Raw genomic sequence first — 24,094 nt, 5'->3', positions numbered from 1 at the left:
GGTGCCACAACGACCGGACGGTGGTGCGGGTCACGGCCTGAGGAAGACTCCGTCGGCCTGGAGGACGGCCCCGCCCGGGTCGGTGAAGCCCTGGTCGAGCCCGACCAGCACGAACCCGTGGTCGTAGGCCCACGAGATGGCCTCGTCCGCGAGCATCCCGCCCTCGTAGAGCGTGACGAACGAGAGCTCGAGCTGGAGGCCGACGAGGCGCGGCACGGTGGTCTCGGCACCCTCGAGGACGGCGCGCTCGAAGCCCTGCGTATCGATCTTGAGGAACGGCGTGCGGGCCTCGCCCAGCACGTCAGCGGCGACGTCGTCGAGCCGGCTGACCTCGATCGTCTCGGTGCCGACCATCTGGATGTCCGGGCTCGAGGCGCGGTGCTGGTCGGCCATGGGCAGCAGGGAGCTGCTGTCGCTGTTGGAGGCGACGTGGATCTCCTGGCGGCCGGTGGTGTCGCCGAGCGCCGTGTGCCGGGTCTCCCACCGCGGGTCGGACGCCGCGGCGCGGACCAGGTCGGCGTGCGCGGCCGCGAGGGGCTCGAAGGACACGATGCGGCCGGTGTACCCGAACTCGCGCAGCTCGGTGGCGTAGCCGCCGCGTGCCGCTCCCACGTCGAGCACGAGGTCGACGCCGCGGTCGACGAGCAGACGCTGCCGCCGGGCCGCGGGGTGGCGGCGCACGACGAGTCCCCGGCGCGCCAGCTGGCGCATCACCACGTGGCTGATCCCTGACACGGGGGAACCGTACCGCGGCCGGGAACGGCTCGGGGACGGTTCCGCGCGTGGCGCGTGACCTAGGCTGGCGCTCGTCGTTTCCCCGATGGACGGCACGGTGGACGGACCGGTGGTCAGGCGGCGCGCGACGGGAGTGATGCACGGTGGGCGAGCGCTCCACGACGTTGCTGGTCGACCCGAGCAGCGATGGGCACCACCTGCAGTCGGTGTCGTGGCTGACCCGTCACCTGGCCCCCTCGGGACCGGTCGTCCTGCTGACCCGGCGCGGCGCGTCCGAGGACCCTGCCTACGCCGAGTACCTGGGCGACGACCTCGCGGCCGGCCGGCTCGCCGTCGCGGAGGTCTTCGACGGCTCGAGCCCGAGCACGGCCGACCTCGTCCGCGAGGTCGAGGCGCGCTGCCGCGCCGAGCAGACCGTCCCGGTGCGCACCGTCGTGCACCTCGACGGCGACCAGGCGCTCAAGCGCTGGTGGTACGCCGCGCCTCGCGCGCTGCGCCGCCTGCCCGTCCGGCCGCGCGTGGTGTTCATGCTGACGCGCTACCCGGCGCGCGTGCCGCTGCTCGACCGCACGGGCTGGCGGCTGCGCGTCTCCAAGGCGCTGCTCGTGGTGGCCGGCCGGCTCACGGGCGCCCTGCAGCGCGTCGTCGGCTACAAGGGCCGTGGCGACACCCAGCGCGGCTGGGTCGTCACCCGGGTCAACGACCCGGAGTTCTGCACGGCGCACGCGCGCGACCGCGACCGCTGGCGCGAGCAGCACGACCTGCCCCGCGACGAGGCGCTCGTGGGCGTGTTCGGCCTCATCTCCGAGCGACGCAACGCCCCGATGGTGCTGGAGGCACTCGAGGCCGGACGGATCGACGCCCGGCTGGTCGTGGCCGGCGCGTTCTCGCCCGCGGTGCGGACGTGGGTCGACGGGCTGGAGCCCGAGCGTCGCGCGCGGGTGGTCGCGCGCGACACCTACCTCGACAACGACACGCTCGACCAGCTCGTCGCCGCCGTCGACGTCATCCCCGTGCCCCTGACCAACAACGGTCCGAGCGGCATCATGGGCAAGGCGGAGGCCGCCGGCGTCGCGGTCGTGACCGCCGGCTCGACCGTGCGGGCGCGGGAGGTGGAGGCGCTCGGCGGTGGTCTGGCGTGCGACCTGACCGTGCCCGCGCTCGCCGAGGCGATGCGCGCGGTCCTCGCGGGCGAGGTCGAGCTGAGGACGGGCACGGCCGACCGCTGGGACGCCGTCGACCGGTACTGCCGGACGCTGCTCGGAGAGCGCCCGTGACCCAGCGCATCGCGGCCCTGTTCGTCGTCGGCGGCGGGTTCGTCGTCCAGGGCCTGCTGACGATCACGGGGATCATCTCGGCACGGCTGCTCGGCGTCGAGGGACGCGGCGAGCTGGCGCTCGTGGTGGCGCTGTCGGCGATGGCCGCGCAGCTCACGCTCGGCGGCAGCCTGCCGAACGCGCTCACCGCGCGGCTCGCGGCCCGCGGGCTCACGACGCGCGGCGGTGTCGGGCACCTCGTCCGCCCGTGGACCGTGCTCGCCGTGGCGGTGGCGCTGCCGTTCGGGGTCCTCTTCGCGGTGCTGCACGGAGAGGTCGGCGATCCGGGCGTCTGGTGGCTCGGTGCCGCGGTCGTGGCCCTCGCCCTGCTGAACATGGGTTACCGCCTCGTCCTCGCGGGGCTGCTCGGCGAGGGCGCGCCGATGCCCCGCATCGCCCTCGCGACCCTCCTGCCGCAGACCCTCGTGACGTTCGTGGTGGCGGGGATGTTCGTCGTCGTCGACCGCACCACGCCGCTCGTGCTGTCCGCCGTGATGATCGGGGCGTTCAGCGTCGGCATGGTCGTGTCGCTGGGGCTGCTGGCGGCGCGCCCCGCCGACGCCGACGAGCGGCTCGACGGGCCGGACCTGTGGCGCCTGACGCGCGCCACCTACGTGGGCAGCATCGGACCGATCGACGGCCTGGCGCTCGACCGCACGCTCGTCGGCGCCATCATGGGCACGGTGGCCCTCGGGCTGTACTCGGCCGCCGCGGCGCTCGCGTCGCTGCCCGGGATGATGGGCACCGGCATCGCCGCCGTGCTCCTGCCGCGCATCGCCGCCGCCCAGGCCGACCCGGCCCGGGAGCGGGCGCTCGTCCGCCGATGGGTCGCCGGCGCGACGGCCGTCCTCGGCGCCCTCACCGTCGTGCTCGTGCTCAGCGCCGACTGGATCATCGTCCTGGCGTTCGGGCGCGCGTTCGAGTCGGCCGTGCCGGTGGCGCACTGGCTCGTGGCCGCCAGCGGGCTGCTCGGCCTGCGGCGGGTGCTCGTGGCCGTGCTGCAGGGCCGCGACCGCGGGGCGGTGGCGTCGCGCATCGAGCTCGCCCTGACCCCCGTGCTGGTCGTCGCGATCGTGCTGGCCGCGCGCGCCGACGCGGTCGAGGCGGTCGGCGTGGCCATGCTCGTGACGGCGGTCGCGAGCGTCACGGCGCTCACGGTGGCCCTACGGCTGACCTCGCCGACCCGGCGCCGCGACGTCAGCCGCGCAGGTGTGGCTGCGTAGCGGCCCACTCCTCGATCCGCGCGGCGAGCAGCTCGCCCACGCGTCGGTGGAAGGCCTCGGTGTAGTGCGCCCCGTCGGGGCGCGGATCCTCGCCGCGCGCGTCCCAGGCGGCTCCCTCGTCCCACAGGTCGAGGTACAGCAGCCGGGGTGAGTCGCGTCGGGCCACCATCGCGCGGAGGGCGCGGTCGATGACCTCGGTCCGGAGCACCGAGCCGGGGAACCAGTCGGCGTAGACGCGACCGGTGGGCAGCAGACCCATCACCACGACGAGGGGGCTCGACAGCCGGTCGATGCACGAGAGGTACTGCTCCAGGTGGGCGACGGTGCGGCGGGCGCGACGTCGGGCGAGGCCGCGGGCGAGCGGACCGGGCATGGCGCCGTCGATGCGCTGCTGCAGGACAGCCAGACCCTTCCAGAGCGGGCGCACCAGGACCCTGCGGTACCGCTGGCGCACCGGGCCGGGCCGCTCCCGGTTGGCCCGCGCGTGACGCTCGATGAAGCGGGGGATCACCGCGTGCACGGTCTCCATGTGGCCGTGGTGGAGCACGACGACGTCGGGGAACTCGCTGGTCGCCTGCCGCTCCCACCGGTCCATCAGGTCGTAGACGCGTTGCGCCGACATGGCGTCGACCCTGGTGTCGACGTCGTGCCCCCGCGCGCGCAGGTGCTGCTCCACCACACGGGGGTACGGCAGCAGCCCCGGAGCCCTGCGGTCGCCGTGCGACTGCCACATGACGGTCGACGCGCCCTTGTAGAGGATGCGGACGGGCAGTGTCTCGGTGCTCACGGGAACCTCCTGCTCGGGACTACGATGCGGTGCGTGCCCTCCGACAGTCGCGCCACCTTCTCGACGCTCGTGTCCTCGGACCTCGCCCGGTACGTCGGGCGCGAGGCGCCCTGGTGGACGGCACTGCCGCGAGGCCTCAGCCGTCCGGGTCTCTGGGCGACGCTGGTCGTGCGCGCCCAGCAGCGGCTGCACGCACGCGGGCACCGCCGGGCGGCGGCGCTGCTGCGCGGGGTCGGTGTCGTGACGGTCGGCATCGACGTCGACGCGGGTGCGCAGATCGGGCCCGGCGTCTGGTTCGAGCACCCGGTCGGCGTGGTCATCGGCAACGGCGTGGTGGTGGGCTCGGGCGCGACCCTGGCGCAGGGCGTGACCCTCGGCGTGCGCCAGTCGCTCGCGACGTCGGCGGCGGACTTCCCCGTGCTCGGCGACGACGTGTTCGTCGGCGCCAGGGCGTCGGTGCTCGGTGCCGTGACGGTCGGCGACGGCGCCGTGGTCGCGGCCCACTCGCTCGTGCTGGACGACGTGACTCCCGGCGCCACCGTGGTGGGCGTGCCCGCCCGTCCCGTCGGCTGAACCACGTCAGGCTCCCCGTCCGGGCAGCCCAGCGCCGTGGAGGGTGGCGGCGACCAGGTGCCGGGTCCCGGGCCAGAGCTCGTCGTCGGCGAGGTCCGCGAGGTCGTGGCGGAACCAGCGCAGCTCCGAGCCCTCGCCGCCCTGGCGGGCGGAGACCTCAGGGCCGAGCGGCAGGGCCCAGCACAGGCTGACGGCGTGCTTGCGCGGGTCGCGACCGTACGTGTCACCCGTGCGCACGTCCGGAGGGAACCACTGCACCACGTGGTGGGGCTGCGGGTCGGTGGGCAGCTCCAGCTCGGCACCCACGAGCGTGTCGTGCACGTGGCGGACGAGCGCCTCGTCGGTCGTCTCGCCGTGACGGACGCGCCCGCCGAGGTGGCACCACACGGGGGCGCCGGTGTCCGCGAACCGCCGACGGATCAGCCCGACCTGGTGGCCGTCGCCCTCGCCCCGCACCGGGACGACGTCGACGCAGAGCACCGGCACCGACGCCTGCACCGTGGCCCAGAGGTCGTCGGGCAGGGAGGAGGTCATGAGCGGAGGTGGTCGGCGTTCTGGAGGTACCAGGTGTAGGTGGCGGCGAGGCCGTCGCGCAGGCTGGTGCGGGCGGTCCAGCCGGTGTGGGCGAGCTGGGTGACGTCGAGGAGCTTCTGGGGGGTGCCGTCGGGCTTGGTGGTGTCCCAGGTGGTGGTGCCGGTGTAGCCGGTGACCTCGGCGACGGTGGCGGCGATCTCGGCGATGGTGACGTCGGTGCCGGTGCCGACGTTGACCTGCTGGGGTCCGTCGTGGTGCTCCAGGAGGTGCAGGACGGCGTCGGCGAGGTCGTCGACGTGCAGGAGCTCGCGGCGGGGGGTGCCGGTGCCCCAGTTGGTGACCTCGGTGGCGCCGTCGCGGGTGGCTTCGTGGTAGCGGCGGATGAGGGCGGGCAGGACGTGGGAGCCGGTGGGGGAGAAGTTGTCGTTCGGTCCGTAGAGGTTGGTGGGCATCGCGGAGATCCAGGGCAGGCCGTGCTGGCGGCGCACGGACTGCACGTGCAGGATGCCGGCGATCTTGGCGATGGCGTAGGCGTCGTTGGTGGGTTCGAGGTGGCCGGTGAGCAGGGCGTCCTCGGTGATGGGTTGGGGGGCGTGCTTGGGGTAGATGCAGGAGGAGCCGAGGAAGACCAGGCGCTGGACGCCGGTGGCGAGCGCGGCGTCCATGACGTTGACCTGGATCTGCAGGTTCACGCTGAGGAAGTCGACGGGGTAGGTGTCGTTGGCGAGGATCCCGCCGACCTTGGCTGCGGCGAGGGCGACGTAGGTGGGGCGGGTGGTCTCGAAGAACGCGTGGACGGCGTCGCGGTCGGTGAGGTCGAGCTCGGCGGAGGTGCGTCCGACGACGTCGGTGAACCCTGCGGCGTGGAGTCGTCGTACGAGGGCCGAGCCGACCATGCCGGCGTGCCCGGCGACGTAGAAGGTGGCGTCGCGGTCCAGGGGGCCGGGGGTGTAGTCGACGTCGTCGCTGGTGCGCAGGCTCATGCGGTGCCCCAGGAGGCGAGGCGGACCTCGTCGTGCCAGGGGGTGCCCTCGTGGGTGAGGGCCTCGACGTCGGCCTCGACCATGAGGCGGGCGAGCTCGCGGCCGTCGACGGTGGGGACCCAGTCGAGCTTCTTGGCGGCCTTGGCGGGGTCGCCGATGAGCGCGTCGACCTCGGTGGGGCGCAGGTAGCGCTCGTCGAAGCGGACGTGCTTCTCCCAGTCCAGGCCGGCGTGCTCGAAGGAGATCTGCAGGAAGTCGCGCACGGTGATCCCGACGCCGGTGGCCAGGACGAAGTCCTCGGGCTCGTCGGCCTGCAGCATGCGCCACATGCCCTCGACGTACTCCGCGGCGTAGCCCCAGTCGCGCACGGCGTCGAGGTTGCCCATGTAGAGCAGGTCCTGCTTGCCGGCCTTGATCGCGGCGACGGCGCGGGTGATCTTGCGGGTCACGAACGTCTCGCCGCGGCGGGGCGACTCGTGGTTGAACAAGATCCCGTTGACCGCGAACATGTCGTAGGCCTCGCGGTAGTTCTTGGTGATCCAGTAGGAGTACAGCTTCGCCGCCGCGTACGGCGAGCGCGGGTAGAAGGGCGTGTCCTCGTCCTGCGGCGGCGGGGTCGCGCCGTACAGCTCGCTGGAGGAGGCCTGGTAGAACCGCGGGCGGATACCGGCCGCGCGGACCGCCTCCAGCAGCCGCACCGTGCCCGTGCCGGTCGTGTCGGCGGTGTGCTCGGGCTCGTCGAAGGAGACCCGCACGTGCGACTGCGCCGCGAGGTTGTAGACCTCATCGGGCGCGATCTCGTACATCAACGACACCAGCCGCGCCCCGTCGGACTGGTCGCCGTAGTGCAGGAACAGCTTCGTGCCGTCCACGTGCGGGTCCTGGTACAGGTGGTCGATGCGCGACGTGTTGAACGTCGACGCCCGACGGATCAGACCATGGACCTCATAACCCTTGCCCAACAGCAGCTCGGCCAGGTACGAACCGTCCTGACCGGTGATGCCGGTGATCAGCGCGCGCTTCGTCACGGGGTGCCTCTCTCCGGGGACCGAGGGTGCTCGGTCCCATCCTGCCCGGCGTCGGTGCGACCCGGGACCTCCTGTCCGTCGGCGTCCTGCGCCAGCAGGTGCTCGAGCTCCTCCAGCACCACGGCGGCGGGGAGGTCGACGTCGTCCTGCACGCCCTGCATGGCGCGCTCGGACCGCAGCCGGTCGACCGGCTCCGCCACGACGTAGCGGTAGCGCGAGTCGGGGACGTTGTCGACGATCGCCCAGTAGCCGGGGTTGAGGTAGCGCGGCGCGAACAGCTCGAGCACGCGGACCCCGGGCGGGGCGAACGTCAGGTTCACGAGCCCGGCGCCGTGCGGGGCGACGACGACCTCGGCGGCGGCGAAGTGGTCGATCTGCTCCTGCACGCTCATCGTGCCGGGGTCGACCCGCACGAAGCCCTGGCGCTCGAGGTGCGGCAGCAGCGCGTCCTCCTGCACGTAGCGGCGGGTGTTCGGGCGGTCGCCGCGCGTGACGTACAGCCGACGCGGCTTGTCGCGGACGTCGCGGGCCGGCAGGTGGGTGCGCAGCCACGCGCTGACCCACGGGGGCGCGAGCGTGGTCTGGTTGTCGATCGCCGGCACGAGGAGCCGGTCGGCGCGCAGGTGCAGGGCGTGGGTGGGCTCCACGAGCGGCAGCGCGTCGAGCCCGACCATGGCCACGAGCTGACGGTCCCAGCGGGTCGTGTGGCCGACGACGACGCGGTCGGGGCGCACGTCGGGGAACAGCTCCTGCAGGAGCCCCCACCGCGGCAGCGCGTCCATCAGCGAGTGGTAGTAGTTGCGCGCCGAGGCGTGCGACGCGAGCGAGACGACCGTGCCGGCGACGTGCTCCGGCTCGGGGTAGCGCAGCCGCAGGTGCACCGGGTGCTCGGTGGGGCGCCGGATGCCGAAGTACGGGCTGGTCTCGCGGTCCAGCGTGCCTGCGGGCGTGATGGTCGCCGCGGCCTCGCCGACCAGACGTCCGCCCTCGACCTCGAGGACCGATCGCGGGGGCCGGCGCAGGACGCGCACGTCGTCCCAGAAGCGCAGGCCTCCCGGCCGGCCGGCAGGGAGGGGGCGCAGCAGGTCCAGCGGGGGACCGACGGGGTGCAGACGGACGTGGTCGGGCTCGGCCGCGGCCGTGGCGCGCGACGTCGGGCTGACCCGTACGGGCACCGACCGCGGACCACCGTCGCCGACGGCACGGGCCGCCAGGCCCACGGTGCGGGTCGCGGCACGGTGGGCCCGCTTGGCCACGGGCCACAGCGGCATCAGGGCCGGGGGGAGCCGGGTCATGCGGCGCGGGCGAACCAGGCGTTCCCGAGGCCGGGCTTGTCCGGCGACGGCTCGTCCCGCACGAGGTCGAGCCCGACGCCCGCGAGGTAGGTGACGAGGTCGGCCAGGGCGTACCCCTCGACGGGGTGGTACTCCATGACGACCCGCTGCACGTCGGCCCAGAGAGCGGGGTCGCTGCCGAGGATGTAGCCGTACTCGGCCCCTTCGGCGTCGCTCTTGAGCAGGTCGACCCGTCCGCCGGCCGCGGCGTGTGCGTCGGCGAAGGTCACGCACGGCACCTCGACCTCGCCCCCGAGCCCGTCGGGCGCGGTCATGCCGTTGTGGGCGCTGGCCTCGCCGTTGTCGACGAAGCGCAGCGTGCCGCGGTGGTCGGAGACGGCCTCGGCGTGCACGTGCAGCCGGTCGGCGAAGCCGTTGGCCTCGGCGTTGCGGCGCGTCCAGGCCGCCGTCGAGGGCGACGCCTCGTACGCGTGCACGGTCGCGCGGGGCGCGCGGGCGCAGACCGCCGTCGAGAAGCTGCCGATGTGGGCGCCGACGTCGATCGCGACGAAGTCGGGACGCAGCCCGGCCAGCAGCTCGTCGACGCGGTACACGTCGTCGGCCGTGATCTCGTAGACGGGGAACCGGGCGCCGGGGGAGTTCGGCGTGTGGATCGTGAGGCCCGAGCGGGTCCGGAACGTCACCTCGCCGCCCCGGGCCATCGCCAGCAGCAGCTGGGGCCCGTTGCGGAAGTGCGTGAACGACTGACGCACCCGCCTGACCGCGTACCCCGCACCGCGCACTGCCATGTTGCTCCTCCCACGTGGACCTTCGCCCCCATCAACCGTCGTGGACGCCGAAGGTCACGGGGGTGCGAACTTGGGGATCCGCAACGTGACCTTCGTGCCCAGCCCCGGGGCGGTCTCGACCACGATGCCCCGGTCGTTGCCGTAGACCGTGCGCAGCCGCTCGTCGACGTTCGCCAGGCCCACGGACGCCGACGACGTGTCGCCCGACAGCACGGCCCGGACCGTCTCGGGGTCGCTGCCCACGCCGTCGTCCTCGATGGAGATGACGCAGTCGGCGCCCTCGTCGAGGGCCACGAGGGTGACGGTGCCGGCCCCCTGCTGCCCCTCCAGGCCGTGCCGCACGGCGTTCTCGACCAGCGGCTGGACGGCCAGGAACGGGAGCCGGACGTTGAGCACCTCCGGCGCCACCCGGGTGACCACGCGCAGACGGTCGCCGAAGCGTGCCTTCTCGAGCACCAGGTAGCGCTCGATCGAGCGCAGCTCCTCGGCCAGGGTCGTGAAGTCGCCGTGCTGGCGGAAGGAGTAGCGCGTGAAGTCGGCGAACTCGAGCAGGAGCTCGCGCGCCCGCTCGGGGTCGGTGCGCACGAACGACGCGATCGCACCGAGGGAGTTGTAGACGAAGTGCGGCGAGATCTGCGCGCGCAGCGCCCGCAGCTCGGCCGCCATGAGCGCGGTGCGGGACTTGTCGAGCTCGGCCAGCTCGAGCTGGCCCGACATCCACGCGGCGACCTCGGCGGTCGCCCGCAGCAGCCCGGCCGACGGCTGCTCGGCCACCACCACGAGTGCGCCGATGACCCGTTCGTCGACCACGAGAGGAGCGGCGACGGCCGGCCCGGCGGCCTGGGTGCGGCCGGTGCGCAACGTCGCCGCGACGACGTCGGCCAGACCCGGGTCGGTCGGGTCGTCGGGCCCGTCCCAGGCGAGGTGCGCGGTCGTGTCGGTCAGGCCCACGGTCGGCGTGCCGAGCAGGGCACGTACGTGGGGCAGGGTCTCCAGCGCGCTGGAGCGGTCGAGCCCCTGGCGCAGGGCAGGTGCGGCGAGCGCCGTGCGGTGCAGCGCCTCGTAGGTGGCGCGTTCCTCGGGCGACCCGAGCGGGGTGCCGCGCAGGCGGCGTCGACGCAGCACGGCGTGGCCGAGCCCGCCCAGCAGGACGCCGAGCAGCGCTGCCAGGAGGGGGCTCACCGCAGCTCGAGCAGCAGCGTGTCCGGCGGCTGGGGTCCCTGCGAGCGCGGCTCCTTGCGCACGCGCGCCCGGGTGCCGCGCAGCAGGTGACGCAGCCGCAGGCTGCCGCTCTGCGCGGTGTTCTGGTCGAACAGCTCCCGCACGCGCGACAGCGTCGCGTCCTCGACGGGCTGGCGTCCGGTCTCGCGGGCGTACTGCAGCAGCGCGGGGAGGTCGAGCTCCTCCCACGTGGCGTGCTCGGTCGTCTCGAGGGGGTGGAAGAGCCCGGAGGCCTCGACCGTGCCGGTGGCCGGGGCGGGTGGCGCCGGGCGACGTCCCGCGACCTCGCGCAGGCGTCGGACCCACGGCAGCGTCTCGTCGTGGTCGCGCGCGAGGCTCGAGAGCACCCCGCCGGCGCGCAGCACGCGGGCCTGCTCGGCGAGCACGGTCTGGTCGTCGTGCAGCTGTGGCGTGACCACCGCGTCGAACGCGTCGGCCACGAACGGCAGGCGGGGACCGACGGTGCGCACGTAGAGCACGTCGGGCGAGCGGACGGTGCGCACGTCCTCGCCCGCGACCACGACCTCGTGCCCCTGCTCGGCGAGCCGGAAGGCGAGCGAGGAGTCCTCGAGCAGCAGCACGCACGCGAGGCGGTCGCCCACCAGCCACTTGACGAGGCGGTCGTGCGCCTCGTCGGTGCCGGGGGCGGACCGTGCCGCCTGGTCGAACAGCTCGCTCACACCCGCAGGCTACCGGTCCGCGGACGTCCGCTCGGTACGCTTCGGGGCGTGTCAGAGCCCGTCGACCCGTTCCTGCCCGCGGCGTCCCTCGAGGGGGTGCCCTCGGCGTTCGCGGCGACGCGCGACGGCATCGACGCCCTGCTGCGCGACCGTGGCCTGCGCCGCACGACGCCGGAGGACACGGCCCGCTCGCTCCTGCTCGGTGCGGTCGCCACGGCGCGGCTGGAGGGCAGCGAGCTGCCGCCGGTCACCGACGACGGCGAGGACCCCGCGGTGGAGCTGCTCGCCGGCGGGGGAGGCGACGTCGTGGCGCGCTCGGCGGTGCGGCTGAACGTCGAGCTGCTGGGTCTTGTTCCGGTCTGGGGCCGGTCGCCGCTGCAGGCGCTCGCCCGCCTGCACGCGCTGGCCGCGTCGGGCAGCGTGCCGGACGACGAGCTGGGCCGCCCCGCCGACGCCGGCGGCGCGGCGCGGCTGGCGGAGCTGGCGCGGCTCGCCGCCCGCCCCACGGAGGCCCCGGGGCTCGTCGTCGCCGCCCTCGTGCACGCCGAGGTGGCCACGTCGGGCGCGTTCGCCGCGCACGGCGGCATGGTCGCCCGCGCGGCCGAGCGTCTCGTGCTCGTCGTGAAGGGCGTCGACCCCGCCTCCGTCGTCGTCCCCGAGGCCGGCCACGCCGCCGAGCCCGCCGGCTACGCCGCCGCCCTCACCGCTTACGCCCGCGGCGACGCCACCGGCATCCAGCAGTGGCTCCAGTACGCCTCCCAGGCCCAGGCGCGCGGCGCCGAGGCGTCCCCCGTCGCGCAGGGTCGGCGCTGAGGCTGCTTGTCCTGCGGCTGCGTCGGCGCGGGTCCTTGGTGTCCTTCGGCTGCGTCGGCGCGGCTCTTTGCACGGGTGGGGCTGCGCTGGCGCGGCTTCGACTCGTCCTGCGCTCCGCAAGGGCCTCGACCGGGCGGCTGGGAGCGGCGGCGGCTCGGGTTCTCGGGCTGTGGCTCGCGTTGGACGCAAGAATCTGCGTTTGCGCGTGCCATCGGTGGATCTGCAACCGTAGGAGCGCCTCTGCGGTTGATCATCCACCGCCGATGGGGTCAGGCGGGGCAACGATGCTTCCTTCTCGTGGACCGTGCCACGAGAAGGGAGAAGCGCTGCCCACCCCACCCCCAAGGGCCCCCACGATTCTTCATTCGCGCGCCTGAGGTCGAACGCTTCTGCGTTGGTGACGGGATCCCGTAGGAAACGCAGAAGCGTTGCAGTCCTACGCACCAACGCAGATTCTTGGGTCCCACGCGAGCCACAGCCCGAGACCCCGGACCAGCGCGCCGCCCAGCCGCCCGGTCGAGGCCCTTTCGGAGACCACACCCACACTGAGCCGCGCGGACGCAGCCCCACCCGAGCGCGAAGCCGCGCGGACGCAGCCCCACCCGAGCAGCAAGCCGCGCCGACGCAGCCCCACCCGAGCAGCAAGCCGCGCCGACGCAGCCCCACCCGAACGAGAACCGCGCCAGCGCAGCCGCAGGTCGACGAGGACCCCCGCCAGCGCACCCGCAGGTCGACGAGAAGCCCGTCAGACCCGCGGAGCCAGCTGGTCGTAGATCCAGGCGTACGTCTTCTCCAGGCCGTCGCGCAGGGAGATCGACGGCTCCCAGCCGTACAGCTCGTGGAACATCGTGTTGTCGCTGTTGCGACCGCGGACGCCCTGCGGGGCGCTCAGGTCGTGCTGCTTCTGCACGGTGATGCCGGCGATGTCCTCGAGGATGCCGATCATCTGGTTGATGGTGACGAGCTCGGAGGAGCCCAGGTTGACCGGCTCCACGTTGTCGCCCTTCAGGATCTCCTGGGTGCCGCGGACGCAGTCGTCGATGTACATGAAGCTGCGGCTCTGCTCGCCGTCGCCCCACACGTCGATCGTGTGCTCGCCGGTGAGCTTGGCCCACGCGATCTTGCGCGACAGTGCCGCGGGGGCCTTCTCGCGGCCGCCCTCGAACGTGCCCTCGGGGCCGTAGACGTTGTGGTAGCGGGCGACGCGGGTGTGCAGGCCGAAGTCCTCGCGGAAGTGGCGCGCCATGCGCTCGCTGAACAGCTTCTCCCAGCCGTAGCCGTCCTCCGGGTCCGCCGGGTAGGCGTCGGACTCCTTGAGGGCGGTGACGTCGGGGTCGGTCTGCTTGGTGCCGTTGTAGACGCAGGCCGAGCTGCTGTAGAAGAACTGCTCCGTGCCGGCGTCGCGCGCGGCGACGAGCATGTTGGTGCTGGTCAGCACCGACAGCATGCACTCGGCCTTGTTGTTCTCGATGAAGCCCATGCCGCCCATGTCGGCGGCGAGGTTGTAGATCGCCTGCGTGCCCACGGCCATCTTGTGCGCGTCGCCCATGTCGGAGCAGTCGGCGACGACGTTCTCGGCGTCGGCGTGGACCTGGTACCACTCCTCGACCGGCTTCTTGTCGACCGCGCGGACCTGCAGGCCCTGTGCCAGCAGGTCGGCGGCGAGATGTCCGCCGATGAAGCCGCCCGCACCCGTCACCAGAACCGTCATGCCTCGTCCGCCCTCCGTGGGAAGTCGCCCGCGACGTCGGCCGCGGCGTGTGTCCGTACGCCTGTACAACGACCGGGCGCGAGGACGTTACGGGTGGGTGCGTGACGAACGCCGCAGACACGTACCCCGACCTGTACGTCACCCGGGCCGCCACCTGTGCCGTGACCCGGACGCCGCCGCGTCGTTGGAACGCGAGAAGGGCCGAGGGAGAGATGGTCGCTGGCCTAGACTTCGCATCGACCCGCCGAGGGCGGGAGCAGGAGGGAGAGCCGTGGACCTGCGGCAGTTCGTCGGCGCCCTGCGCGCGCGCTGGATCTTCAGCACCGTCACTTTCGTGGTGGGGGCGATCATCACGGTCGCCGTGGTGCTGCTGTCCTCGCCGCAGTACGGCTCGTCCGTGAAGGTCTTCATCTCGACGCCGTCGGGCGGCTCGGCGGAGTACGCGGCCTCGTTCATCGTCACCCAGCGCGTCGCGTCGTACGCCGAGCTCGCGACCGACCCGTCGCTGCTGCAGCGCGTCGTCGACGACCTGAACCTCGACGAGTCGGTCGAGGACCTCGAGAAGCACGTGTCGGCGACGGTCATCACCAACACCCAGACCATCGACCTGCAGGTCACGGCCGACACGCCCGAGGGTGCGCAGCGCATCGCCGGTGCCACGGCCGACCAGCTCGTCGACCTCGTCGAGCAGCTGGAGCGTCCGTCGATCCGCGACGAGGCGCCCGCCATCGCCGCCCGCATCGCCGCCGAGCCGAGCATCAGCGACGTCCCCGTGTCGCCGAACATCCCGCTCAACATCGGCATCGGCCTGCTCGTGAGCCTGTTCCTGGCGATCGTCGGGGCCCTGCTGCGCGACCTCTTCGACCGCACGGTCAAGTCGCGGCAGGACGTCGAGCGGATCAGCGAGCAGGCCGTCCTTGCGACGCTGCCCTTCGACCCGCTCGTCAAGCGCACGCCGCTCATGACGGAGACCGGCGGCAGCCTGGCCGAGGCGTTCCGCGTGCTGCGCACGAACCTGCAGTTCTCCGACATCGACGGCGAGAGCCACGCGATCCTCGTCTCCAGCGCGCTGCCGAACGAGGGCAAGACGCTGGTCGCCACGAACCTGGCGCTGTCGATGGCGCAGTCGGGCCGCTCGGTGCTGCTCATCGACGCCGACATGCGCAACCCCAACGTCGCCGAGCTGCTGGGGCTCGAGAACTCCGTCGGCGTCGTCACGGTCCTCGTCGGCCGCACGTCGCTGGAGGAGGCGACGCAGCCGCACGTCAGCGGCATCAGCTTCATGGGCACCGGCCCCGCCCCGCCGAACCCGGCGGAGGTGCTCGACACGCAGGCCATGCGCGACCTCCTCACGCGGGTCCGTGAGCAGTACGACGCGGTCATCATCGACGCGCCGCCGATGCTGCCGGTCGCCGACGCCTCGATCCTGCTGCCCGAGGTCGACGGTGTGCTGCTGCTGGTCCGCCACGGCTCCACGACCCGCGAGCAGCTGCGCCTCGCCGTCGGCCGCATCCAGACGATCGGTGGTCGTCTCTTCGGCACGGTCCTGAACCGCACCCCGCGCCGTTCGGGCGACGCGGACGGCTACGGCTACGGGTACGGCCACGGCTACGGGTACGGCTACTCCCCGCAGGCGGAGCCCGAGCCGGAGCCGCGCGCCGCCGTGGTCGAGGAGAAGCTCCGCGGCCTCACGACGCGCGGACGACGCGTCCGGCGGTGAGCAGGGTGGGCACCCAGGCATGAGCGGCGTGACGCGGCAGCGGTCGAACGGGACGCTGCGCCCCGAGTGGGTGGAGCAGGTCCGCTCGGCGGTGCCCGCCATCGTCACGGGCCTCGCCGTCGTGCTGCTCGTGCCGCGGGCGGCGTCGTCCGTGGTGGTCGGCGTCGTGCTCCTGCTCGTCCTCACCGGCGTGGCGGTGCTCGCCGTCGTGGGCTTCGAGGGCGCCGCCATCGGCTTCCTGGTGCTCGGCACGGCGCTGTCGCCGCTCGACAACCTGCGCCCCGTCGCGGCCCTGGCGTTCGCGTCGACGTCCGACATCATCCTGCTGCTCGGCGTGTTCGCGCTCGTGCCGGTGCTCATCGGTCGGCGGCTGGTCATCGACCCGCTCTTCCTCGGGGCCGGGGCGGCCTTCGTCGTGGTGAGCCTGTTCACGTCGGCCCTGGCGGCCGACCCGGGGACCAGCCTGAACAACCTGCTGCGCCTGGTGGTCGGGGCGCTGCTGCTCCCCATCTTCTACATGGCATGGCGGCCGCCGCGCGCCGTGGTCGTCTCGCTCGCGCTGGCCTACGTCGCCGGGAACGTCGCGAACGTCGTGGCCGCCTACACGGTCGGCGGCGTCGGCGACGGTGGTCGTCGCATCGGGTACTCGACGCACCCGAACGTCATGGGCCTGTGCGCGATGCTCGCGATCGCCCTGCTGCCGTTCCTGCTAGCCGCTGTGCCACGCGGATGGCGACCGGCGGTCGTGGCCGCGACGGCGGTCTGCGCATGGGGCGTGTGGATCAGCGGGAGCCGTGCGGCACTCGTGGCGGCGGGAGCGGTGCTCGTGCTCTGGGTGCTGGTCAGCCGCTCGGTCACCGTCGCGCTGACCCTCTTCGGGCTGGGCCTGGTGCCGCTGTACTACGTCGGCGTGAACATCTCGAACCTGGCCGCCAGCGACAACGCCCTGGGGCGTCTGCTCGGCGGCGGGTCCTCGCAGGGCTCCAACGCCGAGCGCGAGGTGATCGCCCGCGAGGCGTGGGAGGTCTTCCTCAGCCACCCGATCCTCGGCAACGGCCTGTCCGACGTGCTCAAGGCGCACAACATCTACCTGCAGGTCGCGGCCGCCGTCGGCATCGTCGGCTTCGCGTTCTTCGTGGTCATGCTGGGCTCGACGGTGGTCCGCTCGCTCAGCCTCGACCGCGTCGGCGGGCTCCTCGTCCTGCCCTGCCTGGGCTACCTGATGATCGGCTTCATGACGACGATCCTCTGGGACCGCTACGTCTGGGCGGTCCTCGCCCTCCCGTTCCTCGCGTCGGCGGCGTTCGCCGTCGACCGGGCCAGCGCCGACGCGGACGTCGCGTCGGACGACCCCCTCCCCATCCCGACATCACCGGAGGCCCCATGACCGTCCTCGACCGCGCCACCTGGGTGGCCCGCCGCACCCGTCAGACGGTCTCGGTGTTCGACAACGGCTGGACGGTGCTGCGCCACATGGCGACCGGCGCCGACGAGCTGGCCTTCGAGGTCGACGGCCTGACCATCCACTGCCCCAACGCCCCCGGCGCCCGGGTGCCCGTCTACGAGGTGTTCGCCGAGGACGAGTACTCGCTCGACTGGTTCGCGCAGGGTCTGCCCGACGACGTGCACGTGGTCGACATCGGCGCGCACATCGGCTGCTTCTCCACCGACCTGGTGCGACGGTTCCCGGGTGCGTCGGTGCACTCCTACGAGCCGACCCCCTCCACGGGCGCCTACACGGTCCGCAACGTCGAGTCCAACCGTCTCGGCGACCGGATCACGGTCCACCGCGCCGCCGTGGGGGCGCGGGCGGGCACGCTCGTCATGGCCGACAACGGACCCGGCAGCGGCCACAACGGCGTCCTGCACCTGGGGGAGTCGGGCGCCACCGAGATCGAGGTGGCCTGCGAGAGCATCGCCGACGCCTTCGCGGCCTCCGGCGGACGCGTCGACCTGATCAAGATGGACGCCGAGGGCGCCGAGTACGGCATCGTGCTCGAGTCCGACCCGGCGCTCTGGTCCGGGGTGCGGCGCGTCGTCATGGAGTACCACCACTCCGACGACCACGACTTCGGCGAGCTGCGGACCTTCCTCGAGGCCGCCGGGCTCGCCCTCGTGCGTCACGAGACCGGCGGACCGGGATTCGGACTCGCGTGGTTCTCGCGCGACCCGCTGCCCGCCGCCGGCTGAGCCGACGTCCGCGCTGACTCAGGAGGACGGCGCAGGGGGACGGCGCCACCGGGGTAGGTGGCGCCGTCCAGGGGGTCCAGCATCGCATCAGCTACCAGGCGTGCAGTTCCGTATCGTCGGCCCGGGTCCGCCGGCGGTGACGGATGTCCCGGAGGCTCGACAACCCAGTGGGACGGGTGATCGCCGCGTGGGTACTGGGTGCTGGGCCGTCTGTGGAGTTGTCCTGCTGCGTCCTTTTCCACGCCTGCCGACGGGACGACGGAACCCCTACGCGGACGTAACCTCACGTGCCCCGGTTCACGAGCGCACGAGCGGGCGCCGACCGGGCCTGCGGCGGGTGCGCAGACCCCGCTGCACCAGCAGTGCGGTGCCCGCAGCGGCGCCGGCACCGACCAGCGCCCAGAACGCGCGGCCCGTCGTGCTGTGCAGGCCCAGACGGCTGCGCAGCGCCACCGGACGGTCGAACACCAGCACCGGCCACTCGCGCTCGGCCGCGATCCGCCGCAGCGCCTTGTCGGGGTTGACGGCGAACGGGTGGCCGACGGCCTCGAGCATCGGCACGTCGGTCTCGGAGTCGGAGTACGCGAAGCAGGCGTCGAGGTCGTAGCCGCGCTCCTCGGCGAGCCGGCGCATGGCCGTCGCCTTGTGCGGGCCGTAGGCGTAGAAGTCGACCTCGCCGGTGTAGCGACCGTCGCGCTCGACCAACCGGGTGGCGATGACGTCGTGCACGCCCAGCAGCTCGCCGACCGGACCGACGACCTCCGAGCCCGACGCGGAGACGATGACGACGTCGCGCCCGGCCCGCTGGTGGTGCTGGACGAGGTCGACGGCCTCGGCGTACACGATGGGGTCGATGACGTCGCGGAGCGTGCGGCGCACGGCGTCGCGCACGACCTCCACGTCCCACCCGGCGATGAGCGACGTCATCTGCTGGCGCATCTTCTCCAGCTGGTCGTGGTCGGCGCCGTTGAGGCCGAACATGAAGTTCGCGTAGGCGCTGCGGAGCACGGCGCGCCGGGTCAGCAGCCCGCCCTCGAAGAACGGCTTGCTGAAGGCCAGGGCGCTGGACCGGGCGATGATCGTCTTGTCCAGGTCGAAGAACGCGGCCGAACGGGGGCTCACCCGGCCAGGATAGGCCCGCTCGCGCAAGCGTCGTCCACAGGTGCGCACGCCGGTGCGTCGTGCGGCGTCCGTCCGTCCACAGGCAGGGCGGGGCAGGCTTCCGCCGGCCGGCGCCCGCTGGTTGCGTGGACGTCATGGACACCGCGCCCCTGCTCGTGGCCACGGCCGACCCCGACGCGCTGGACGACGCGCTGCGCTGGTGCGCGGCCGTGGGCGTCACCCCCGAGGTCGCGTCGGACGCCGTGGCGGCGCGGAGGTCCTGGTCGGCGGCCCGGGCGGTGCTCGTGGCCGCCGACCTCGCCGGCCCGCTCGCCGGCACGGCGCCCCCGCGTCGTGAGGGCGTGCTGCTGGTGGATCCGGGGACGGCCGAGGGGTCGGTGTGGCGCCACGCGGTGGCGCTCGGCGCGGAGGCCGTCCTCGACGCGCGCGACGAGCCGGTCGTGCTCGACCGGCTCGGTGCGCTGCTCGACGGCGACGGCGAGGCAGCCAGCCTCGCCGTCGTCGGAGCGGTGGGCGGAGCGGGTGCGTCGACGCTGGCCACCGCAGTCGCGCTCGAGGCGGCACGTCGTGGTCATCGGCCGGTGCTGGTCGACGCCGACACCAGGGGAGCCGGCGTCGACCTCGTCCTCGGCGCCGAACGGGTCGAGGGCGTGCGCTGGTCCGCCCTGGGTGGCGCCGACGGGCACGTCGGCGCCACCCGCCTCTCTCGGCTGCTGCCCGAGCACCGCGGGGTCGCGGTGCTGGCCTGCCCGCGCGACGGTGCCGCGGTGCCCGCCGACGTCGCGCCCGACGTGCTCGCCGCCGCGGCCCGTGCCTACGACGTCGTCGTCGCTGACGTGCCCCGACACCTCGACGGGCTCGGCACCGCGGCGCTGCAGCGTTGCGAGGGCGCGGTGCTGGTGGTGCCCGAGGACGTGCGCTGCGTGGCTGCCGGTCGCATCGCGCTGACCCGGGTCCGGGCGCACGTGCCGCGGGTCCTGCTCGTGACCGTCCGCCGGCCCGGCGGGCTCGGCTCCGGCCCGGTGGCGGAGGCGCTGCGGCTCCCGGTGGTCGCGCGGCTCGGCCACGACCGGCGGCTGCGCGGCGACGTCGACCACGGGCGAGGCCCGGGCCGTTCCCGGACCCTGCGTCGCGCGTCGGGCCAGGTGCTCGACCTGCTCGGGCTGGGAACGGTGGCATGACCGACGTCGACGCCGCTCTCGTCGCACGGGTGCGCGCGCGGCTGGCCGTCGAGGTCCGCGAACCCACGCCGCAGGCCGTGGCGGAGGCGCTGGGCCTCGAGGCGGGGCTGCGGGGCAGCGCCACCGTGCTCGGTGTCGTCGACGCCTTGCAGCGCGAGCGTCGCGGGGCCGGTGAGCTCCAGCCGCTGCTCGACGACCCGCAGGTCACCGACGTCGTCGTCAACGGGCCGCACGCGGTGCACGTCGACCGCGGCCACGGTCTCGAGCGCGTCGACCTCGACTTCGCCGACGACGTCGCGGTCCAGCGGCTGGCCCGACGTCTCGCGACCCAGGCCGGCCGGCGGCTCGACGACGCCAGTCCCTGGGTCGACGCCCGGCTGCCCGACGGCACCCGGCTGCACGCCGTGCTCGCTCCTCTGGTGCGGCCGGGGACGAGCATCAGCCTGCGCGTCCCGGCCCGCCGCTCCTTCACGCTCGAGGCGCTCGTGGCTGCGGGCGGGGTGCATCCCGAGGCGGCGGAGGTCCTGCGCCGCCTCGTCGCGGCACGGGCGGCCTTCGTCGTCAGCGGCGGCACCGGGACCGGCAAGACGACGCTGCTGTCGACGCTCCTCGGCCTGGTCCCGCGGCAGGAGCGGCTCGTGCTCGTCGAGGACGCGGCCGAGCTGGTGCCGGAGCACCCGCACGTCGTGGCGCTCGAGGCGCGTCCGGCCAACGTCGAGGGTGCGGGTCGCGTGACGTTGCGCGACCTCGTGCGCCAGGCGCTGCGGATGCGGCCGGACCGCCTGGTGGTGGGCGAGGTGCGCGGCGGTGAGGTCGTCGACCTGCTGGCCGCGCTGAACACCGGCCACGAGGGCGGCTGCGGCACGCTGCACGCCAACTCCGCGGCCGACGTGCCGGCCCGGTTCGAGGCCTTGGGTGTCGCCGGCGGGCTGGCCCGCGACGCGGTGCACAGCCAGCTGGCGGCCGGGGTGCAGGCCGTCGTGCACCTGAGGCGAGGGCGCGACGGCGTGCGTCGGGTCCACGAGGTCGGCGTCCTCCTCGCGGACGGTGCGTCCGGGCGGGTGGGCTGCGTGCGCGCGGCCGGCCTCGTCGACGGACGCTGGGTCGCGGGCCCCGCGCACGAGCGCTGGGTCGGCCTCGTCGAGGGCGAGGCGTGACCCTGACGACCGGCCTGCCGTTGCTGAGCGCCGGGTGCGCCGCCGGAGCGGTGCTGCTCTGGTGGCCGCCCGCGCGATGGGTGCTGGCCGCACGCCTCGGACCGGATGCGGTCGTCGACGGCGACACGGTGCGCCGGCTCGCCGCGGGGGCCGGGCGTCGGCTGCGCTCGGGCTGGGGCGGCTGGCTCCCCGTCGTGCTCGCCGGCGCGGTGGCGCCCTGGGTCGCGACGTCGCCCGTGCCCGCCGTCCTCCTCGCGACCGCGGCCGGCTGCGCCCTCGCCGGGTGGCGGCTCGTCGCGCAGGCCCGCGGACGTCGCGTCGCGGCCGAGCTGGGCACGCGCGTGGCGGCGACGCTCGAGCTGCTCGCCGCCGAGCTCCGCGCCGGCGTCCTGCCCGTCGAGGCCTTGCGGAACGCCGGCGACGACCTGCCCGAGCTCCGGCGCGTCGCCGACGCTGCACGGCGCGGTGGCGACGTGGCGGCCGCGCTCGACATCGTCGCGCGGCGTCCCGGGGCTGACGACCTCGTGCAGGTCGCGGCGGCCTGGCGCGTGGCGGAGCGGTCCGGTGCGCCCGTCGCCGACGTCCTCGACCGCGTGGTCGACGCGGTGCGCTCCGAGCGCGACCTCGGCCGCGAGGTGCGGGCCGAGGTCGCCTCGTCGCGGGCGACAGCCCGTCTGCTCGCGGTGCTCCCCGTGCTCGGACTGGGGCTGGGGTCGGGGCTCGGCGGCGACCCGGTGCACGTGCTCACGGCGACCTTGCCCGGCGCGACCTGTCTTGCCGCCGGCTGCGCCCTGGCGCTTCTCGGGCTCGCCTGGGTCGAGCGGATCGTCGCCACCGCCGAGGCCCGGACGTGAACCTTGCCGCGTGCCTGTGCGCCGCAGCGGCCATGTGGCTGGTGCTGCCCGCACCTGCGCTGGACCGGCACCGCGCGCTGATCGGTGCTCCGCCGTCGCGACGACGACCGTCGCCTCGGCTGGCGGTCACGGTCCTCGTGCCCGTTGCCAGCCTCGTCGTGCTCGGTCCCGCGCCGGGCGCGGTCGTCGCGCTCGTGGCGACCCCGGTCGCGCGCGCCGCGGTCGCCACCCGGGTGTCCGCAGCCGAGCGTCGTCGTCGCGAGCTGGCGGCGTTGCAGCTGCCCGCTGCGCTCGACCTCCTCGTGGCGGTGCTGGCGTCGGGCCGGCCGGTCGTGGTCGCGCTCGACGTGGTGGCCGGTGCCGTCCCCACGCCGTTGCAGCAGGAGCTCCAGGAGGTGGTGGGTCGGCTGCGCTCCGGCGCCGACGCCGGCGCCGTGTGGGACGTGCTGCTCGGCCACGCCACGCTCGGCGTGCTGGCCCGGGCGTTCCGCCGCGCCGAGCAGTCGGGCGCCCCCGTGGCTGCCGTCCTGGCTGCCACGGCGGCCGACGTGCGCCGCGACGCGGCGGCGAGGTCGCGCGAGCGGGCCCGCGCGGTGGCGGTCCGGACCGCCGCCCCGCTGGGCCTCTGCTTCCTGCCCGCGTTCCTCCTCGTCGGCATCGTGCCCTCGCTGCTGGGCGTGGCGTCGGGTCTCGACCTCCTCGCGGGCTGAGGCCCCGTCGCCGTCCACAAGCAGCCCTGCTGCCCGGTCGGGCGAGTCCCTGCGTCCACATCGCGCGGACAGGTGGGCGTCCGGCCCGCCGCCGACGCCATCTCCTCGGTGTCAGCCCGTTCCACGAAAGGACAACCATGCACCTCTCCACCTCCCGTCCCGCCTCGTCTCGTCGCTCCTCCTCCCGGACGGACCCCTCCACGACCCGCCCGCGGGGCGCCTCGCTCGTCAGCCGCGCGTCCCGCCGCGGCCGGCGGCAGGACGGCATGACCACGGCGGAGTACGCCGTCGGCACGCTCGGGGCCTGCACCGTCGGCGGCGTGCTCGTGAAGATCGGCCAGTCGGAGTGGTTCGGCGACCTGGTCAAGGACGTCATCGACAACATCCCGAACGTCCTGCCGAACCTGTTCTGACCACGAGCTGGCTCGCGGGCGGACGCTCGGTCCCGCCCGCGAGCCGGCCTCCGACCCGACCGAGGAGGTCACCGTGCCGCGCCCGTCCCGTCCTGACGTCCCCACCGCCGCTCCGCCGGCCTGCCGGCGGCGTGTCCGTCCCCCTGACGACCACGGCGCCACGACCGCGGAGTACGCCGTCGGCACGCTCGGTGCCGTCACGTGCGCCGTCGTGCTCCTGCGGCTCGGCACCGACAGCTGGTTCCTCGACCACGTCGCCGCGCTGCTGCGCCAGGCGCTGGAGCCCCGCTCGCTCCTGGAGCTCCTGTGGCACGGCCACCCGTTCGCGCCCCTGCGATGAGACGACGCGGCGAGCGGGGTACGGCCACCGCCGAGCTGGCCGTCCTCGCACCGTTCGCGCTCGTGCTGGTCGTGCTGCTCCTCTGGGTCGCGTCGCTCGGCCTGACGCAGGTGCGGCTCGTCGACGCGGCGCGGGAGGGGGCTCGCCTGGTCGCCCGCGGCGAGCCAGAGGCCGACGCGGTCGAGGCCGTGCGGCGACTGGCACCGGCCGGATCCACGGTCGACGTCGCCGAGGGCGCCGACGGGACCGTCGCGGTCACGGTGCGGGTGCGTGCGCGGGCGCCACTCGGCTTCGCGTCCACCGTGGGCTCCGTCGGGCTCGACGCGAGTGCGGTGGCGGCCGTGGAGGCACCGTGAGCAGGCCACCGGACGAGCGCGGCTCGGTCACGGTGCACGCCCTCTGGGTGGGCGCCGCCCTCGTGACCGTCGTCGCCCTCGGGCTCCAGGTGACCGCGCTCGTCGCCCTGCGCCACCGCGTGTCGGCCGCGGCCGACCTGGCTGCCCTGGCCGGCAGCCGCGCGGCCACGGAGGGTGGCGACCCGTGCACCGCCGCTCGGCAGGTCGCGCGCCGCAACGACGCCGCGCTCGAGCGGTGCCGTGCCGACCTCGACGTCGTCACGGTCACGGCCACCGCGGCCACCAGGCCGTGGTGGGGCGGCACCTGGAGGGCTCGCGTGCAGGCGCGTGCCGCGCCGGCCTGGTACGAGCGGTGAGCGGCGGC

Annotated in this window: 26 protein-coding genes; 15 read left to right on the top strand and 11 right to left on the bottom strand. The window is 74.3% G+C overall.

The window, feature by feature from the left end; all coding sequences use genetic code 11:
* Positions 1-30: 30 nt before the first annotated feature.
* Positions 31-735 carry an FkbM family methyltransferase gene (locus Aeryth_RS14060; protein ID WP_067860018.1) on the bottom strand — a complete coding sequence of 235 codons (705 nt, stop codon included), beginning with the start codon at positions 733-735 and terminating at the stop codon, positions 31-33.
* Between the two features lie 143 nt (positions 736-878).
* Between Aeryth_RS14060 and Aeryth_RS18000 the strand changes: the two genes are divergently transcribed.
* Together Aeryth_RS18000 and Aeryth_RS17995 are read left to right on the top strand one after the other, a co-directional pair.
* Positions 879-2,012, top strand: a complete 1,134-nt coding sequence (locus Aeryth_RS18000; RefSeq protein WP_067860016.1) for a glycosyltransferase family protein — start codon at positions 879-881, stop codon at positions 2,010-2,012.
* Positions 2,009-3,274: a lipopolysaccharide biosynthesis protein gene (locus Aeryth_RS17995; protein WP_067860013.1), complete on the top strand. Its 1,266-nt coding sequence runs from the start codon at positions 2,009-2,011 to the stop codon at positions 3,272-3,274. Before Aeryth_RS18000 ends, Aeryth_RS17995 begins: the two co-directional genes overlap by 4 nt.
* Here Aeryth_RS17995 and Aeryth_RS14045 read toward each other — a convergent pair.
* The gene (locus Aeryth_RS14045) at positions 3,249-4,061 is read right to left on the bottom strand and encodes an SGNH/GDSL hydrolase family protein (RefSeq protein ID WP_067860011.1); all 813 of its coding nucleotides are present in this window, start codon (positions 4,059-4,061) and stop codon (positions 3,249-3,251) included. The two genes, Aeryth_RS17995 and Aeryth_RS14045, sit on opposite strands and share 26 nt — an antisense overlap.
* Positions 4,062-4,094: 33 nt before the next feature.
* Between Aeryth_RS14045 and Aeryth_RS14040 the strand changes: the two genes are divergently transcribed.
* Positions 4,095-4,634 carry a serine O-acetyltransferase gene (locus tag Aeryth_RS14040; RefSeq protein ID WP_067860008.1) on the top strand — a complete coding sequence of 180 codons (540 nt, stop codon included), beginning with the start codon at positions 4,095-4,097 and terminating at the stop codon, positions 4,632-4,634.
* Between the two features lie 6 nt (positions 4,635-4,640).
* Here the strand turns inward: Aeryth_RS14040 and Aeryth_RS14035 are convergent, their stop codons facing one another.
* The 7 genes from Aeryth_RS14035 to Aeryth_RS14005 are packed head-to-tail and all read right to left on the bottom strand — an operon-like array spanning position 4,641 to position 11,163.
* Positions 4,641-5,168: a DUF4916 domain-containing protein gene (locus Aeryth_RS14035; RefSeq protein WP_067860005.1), complete on the bottom strand. Its 528-nt coding sequence runs from the start codon at positions 5,166-5,168 to the stop codon at positions 4,641-4,643.
* Positions 5,165-6,151, bottom strand: a complete 987-nt coding sequence (locus tag Aeryth_RS14030; RefSeq protein WP_067860002.1) for a GDP-L-fucose synthase family protein — start codon at positions 6,149-6,151, stop codon at positions 5,165-5,167. The genes Aeryth_RS14035 and Aeryth_RS14030 overlap by 4 nt, the downstream gene beginning before the upstream one ends.
* On the bottom strand, positions 6,148-7,179 hold the full coding sequence (gene gmd / locus Aeryth_RS14025) for a GDP-mannose 4,6-dehydratase (RefSeq protein WP_067859999.1): 1,032 nt from the start codon (positions 7,177-7,179) through the stop codon (positions 6,148-6,150). The genes Aeryth_RS14030 and gmd overlap by 4 nt, the downstream gene beginning before the upstream one ends.
* Complete coding sequence (locus Aeryth_RS14020; protein WP_144433798.1) at positions 7,176-8,474, bottom strand: glycosyltransferase family 61 protein; 1,299 nt, start codon at positions 8,472-8,474, stop codon at positions 7,176-7,178. Before Aeryth_RS14020 ends, gmd begins: the two co-directional genes overlap by 4 nt.
* Positions 8,471-9,262 (bottom strand): FkbM family methyltransferase, encoded by a 792-nt coding sequence (locus tag Aeryth_RS14015; RefSeq protein WP_083516463.1) that lies wholly within the window; start codon positions 9,260-9,262, stop codon positions 8,471-8,473. The genes Aeryth_RS14020 and Aeryth_RS14015 overlap by 4 nt, the downstream gene beginning before the upstream one ends.
* A gap of 54 nt (positions 9,263-9,316) precedes the next feature.
* Complete coding sequence (locus Aeryth_RS14010; protein ID WP_083516462.1) at positions 9,317-10,444, bottom strand: sensor histidine kinase; 1,128 nt, start codon at positions 10,442-10,444, stop codon at positions 9,317-9,319.
* Positions 10,441-11,163, bottom strand: coding sequence for a class I SAM-dependent methyltransferase (locus Aeryth_RS14005; RefSeq protein WP_067859990.1), 723 nt, complete (start codon positions 11,161-11,163; stop codon positions 10,441-10,443). Before Aeryth_RS14005 ends, Aeryth_RS14010 begins: the two co-directional genes overlap by 4 nt.
* A 48-nt stretch (positions 11,164-11,211) precedes the next feature.
* Here Aeryth_RS14005 and Aeryth_RS14000 point away from each other — a divergent pair, with 48 nt between their 5' ends.
* Positions 11,212-11,976: an oxidoreductase gene (locus Aeryth_RS14000; protein ID WP_067859987.1), complete on the top strand. Its 765-nt coding sequence runs from the start codon at positions 11,212-11,214 to the stop codon at positions 11,974-11,976.
* A 745-nt stretch (positions 11,977-12,721) separates the two neighbouring features.
* On the opposite strand, the gene Aeryth_RS13995 is transcribed toward Aeryth_RS14000, so the two are convergent.
* Positions 12,722-13,687: an NAD-dependent epimerase/dehydratase family protein gene (locus tag Aeryth_RS13995; RefSeq protein WP_067859985.1), complete on the bottom strand. Its 966-nt coding sequence runs from the start codon at positions 13,685-13,687 to the stop codon at positions 12,722-12,724.
* A 271-nt stretch (positions 13,688-13,958) separates the two neighbouring features.
* Between Aeryth_RS13995 and Aeryth_RS13990 the strand changes: the two genes are divergently transcribed.
* Genes Aeryth_RS13990 through Aeryth_RS13980 form a run of 3 tightly spaced genes read left to right on the top strand, consistent with a single transcriptional unit; the run spans position 13,959 to position 17,597 of the window.
* Positions 13,959-15,407 carry a tyrosine-protein kinase domain-containing protein gene (locus Aeryth_RS13990; RefSeq protein ID WP_067859982.1) on the top strand — a complete coding sequence of 483 codons (1,449 nt, stop codon included), beginning with the start codon at positions 13,959-13,961 and terminating at the stop codon, positions 15,405-15,407.
* A 19-nt stretch (positions 15,408-15,426) separates the two neighbouring features.
* Complete coding sequence (locus tag Aeryth_RS13985) at positions 15,427-16,794, top strand: O-antigen ligase family protein (RefSeq protein ID WP_067859979.1); 1,368 nt, start codon at positions 15,427-15,429, stop codon at positions 16,792-16,794.
* Positions 16,791-17,597: an FkbM family methyltransferase gene (locus Aeryth_RS13980; RefSeq protein ID WP_067859976.1), complete on the top strand. Its 807-nt coding sequence runs from the start codon at positions 16,791-16,793 to the stop codon at positions 17,595-17,597. Before Aeryth_RS13985 ends, Aeryth_RS13980 begins: the two co-directional genes overlap by 4 nt.
* Before the next feature lie 297 nt (positions 17,598-17,894).
* On the opposite strand, the gene Aeryth_RS13975 is transcribed toward Aeryth_RS13980, so the two are convergent.
* Positions 17,895-18,719 carry an HAD family hydrolase gene (locus tag Aeryth_RS13975; RefSeq protein WP_067859973.1) on the bottom strand — a complete coding sequence of 275 codons (825 nt, stop codon included), beginning with the start codon at positions 18,717-18,719 and terminating at the stop codon, positions 17,895-17,897.
* Positions 18,720-18,853: 134 nt separating this feature from the next.
* Between Aeryth_RS13975 and ssd the strand changes: the two genes are divergently transcribed.
* The 8 genes from ssd to Aeryth_RS17980 all read left to right on the top strand — a co-directional run bounded on the left by ssd (position 18,854) and on the right by Aeryth_RS17980 (position 24,086).
* A complete protein-coding gene (ssd, locus tag Aeryth_RS13970; RefSeq protein ID WP_067859970.1) occupies positions 18,854-19,900 on the top strand; it encodes a septum site-determining protein Ssd in 1,047 nt (348 codons plus the stop codon).
* The gene (locus Aeryth_RS13965) at positions 19,897-21,057 is read left to right on the top strand and encodes a TadA family conjugal transfer-associated ATPase (RefSeq protein WP_193786270.1); all 1,161 of its coding nucleotides are present in this window, start codon (positions 19,897-19,899) and stop codon (positions 21,055-21,057) included. The genes ssd and Aeryth_RS13965 overlap by 4 nt, the downstream gene beginning before the upstream one ends.
* The gene (locus tag Aeryth_RS18130; protein ID WP_193786269.1) at positions 21,054-21,911 is read left to right on the top strand and encodes a type II secretion system F family protein; all 858 of its coding nucleotides are present in this window, start codon (positions 21,054-21,056) and stop codon (positions 21,909-21,911) included. The genes Aeryth_RS13965 and Aeryth_RS18130 overlap by 4 nt, the downstream gene beginning before the upstream one ends.
* Entirely contained in the window at positions 21,908-22,621 is a 714-nt protein-coding gene (locus tag Aeryth_RS13960; RefSeq protein ID WP_144433797.1) for a type II secretion system F family protein, read from the top strand. The genes Aeryth_RS18130 and Aeryth_RS13960 overlap by 4 nt, the downstream gene beginning before the upstream one ends.
* 137 nt (positions 22,622-22,758) lie before the next feature.
* Positions 22,759-23,034, top strand: coding sequence for a DUF4244 domain-containing protein (locus Aeryth_RS18485; protein WP_067859964.1), 276 nt, complete (start codon positions 22,759-22,761; stop codon positions 23,032-23,034).
* Between the two features lie 73 nt (positions 23,035-23,107).
* A complete protein-coding gene (locus tag Aeryth_RS13950; RefSeq protein WP_067859961.1) occupies positions 23,108-23,374 on the top strand; it encodes a DUF4244 domain-containing protein in 267 nt (88 codons plus the stop codon).
* Positions 23,371-23,730, top strand: coding sequence for a TadE family type IV pilus minor pilin (locus Aeryth_RS17985; RefSeq protein ID WP_067859959.1), 360 nt, complete (start codon positions 23,371-23,373; stop codon positions 23,728-23,730). The genes Aeryth_RS13950 and Aeryth_RS17985 overlap by 4 nt, the downstream gene beginning before the upstream one ends.
* Positions 23,727-24,086: an Rv3654c family TadE-like protein gene (locus Aeryth_RS17980; protein ID WP_067859956.1), complete on the top strand. Its 360-nt coding sequence runs from the start codon at positions 23,727-23,729 to the stop codon at positions 24,084-24,086. Before Aeryth_RS17985 ends, Aeryth_RS17980 begins: the two co-directional genes overlap by 4 nt.
* The last annotated feature ends 8 nt before the right edge of the window (positions 24,087-24,094 follow it).

Source organism: Aeromicrobium erythreum, from assembly GCF_001509405.1.
Taxonomy (GTDB): Bacteria; Actinomycetota; Actinomycetes; order Propionibacteriales; family Nocardioidaceae; genus Aeromicrobium; species Aeromicrobium erythreum.
This window is presented reverse-complemented; position numbering and strand designations above follow the sequence as displayed.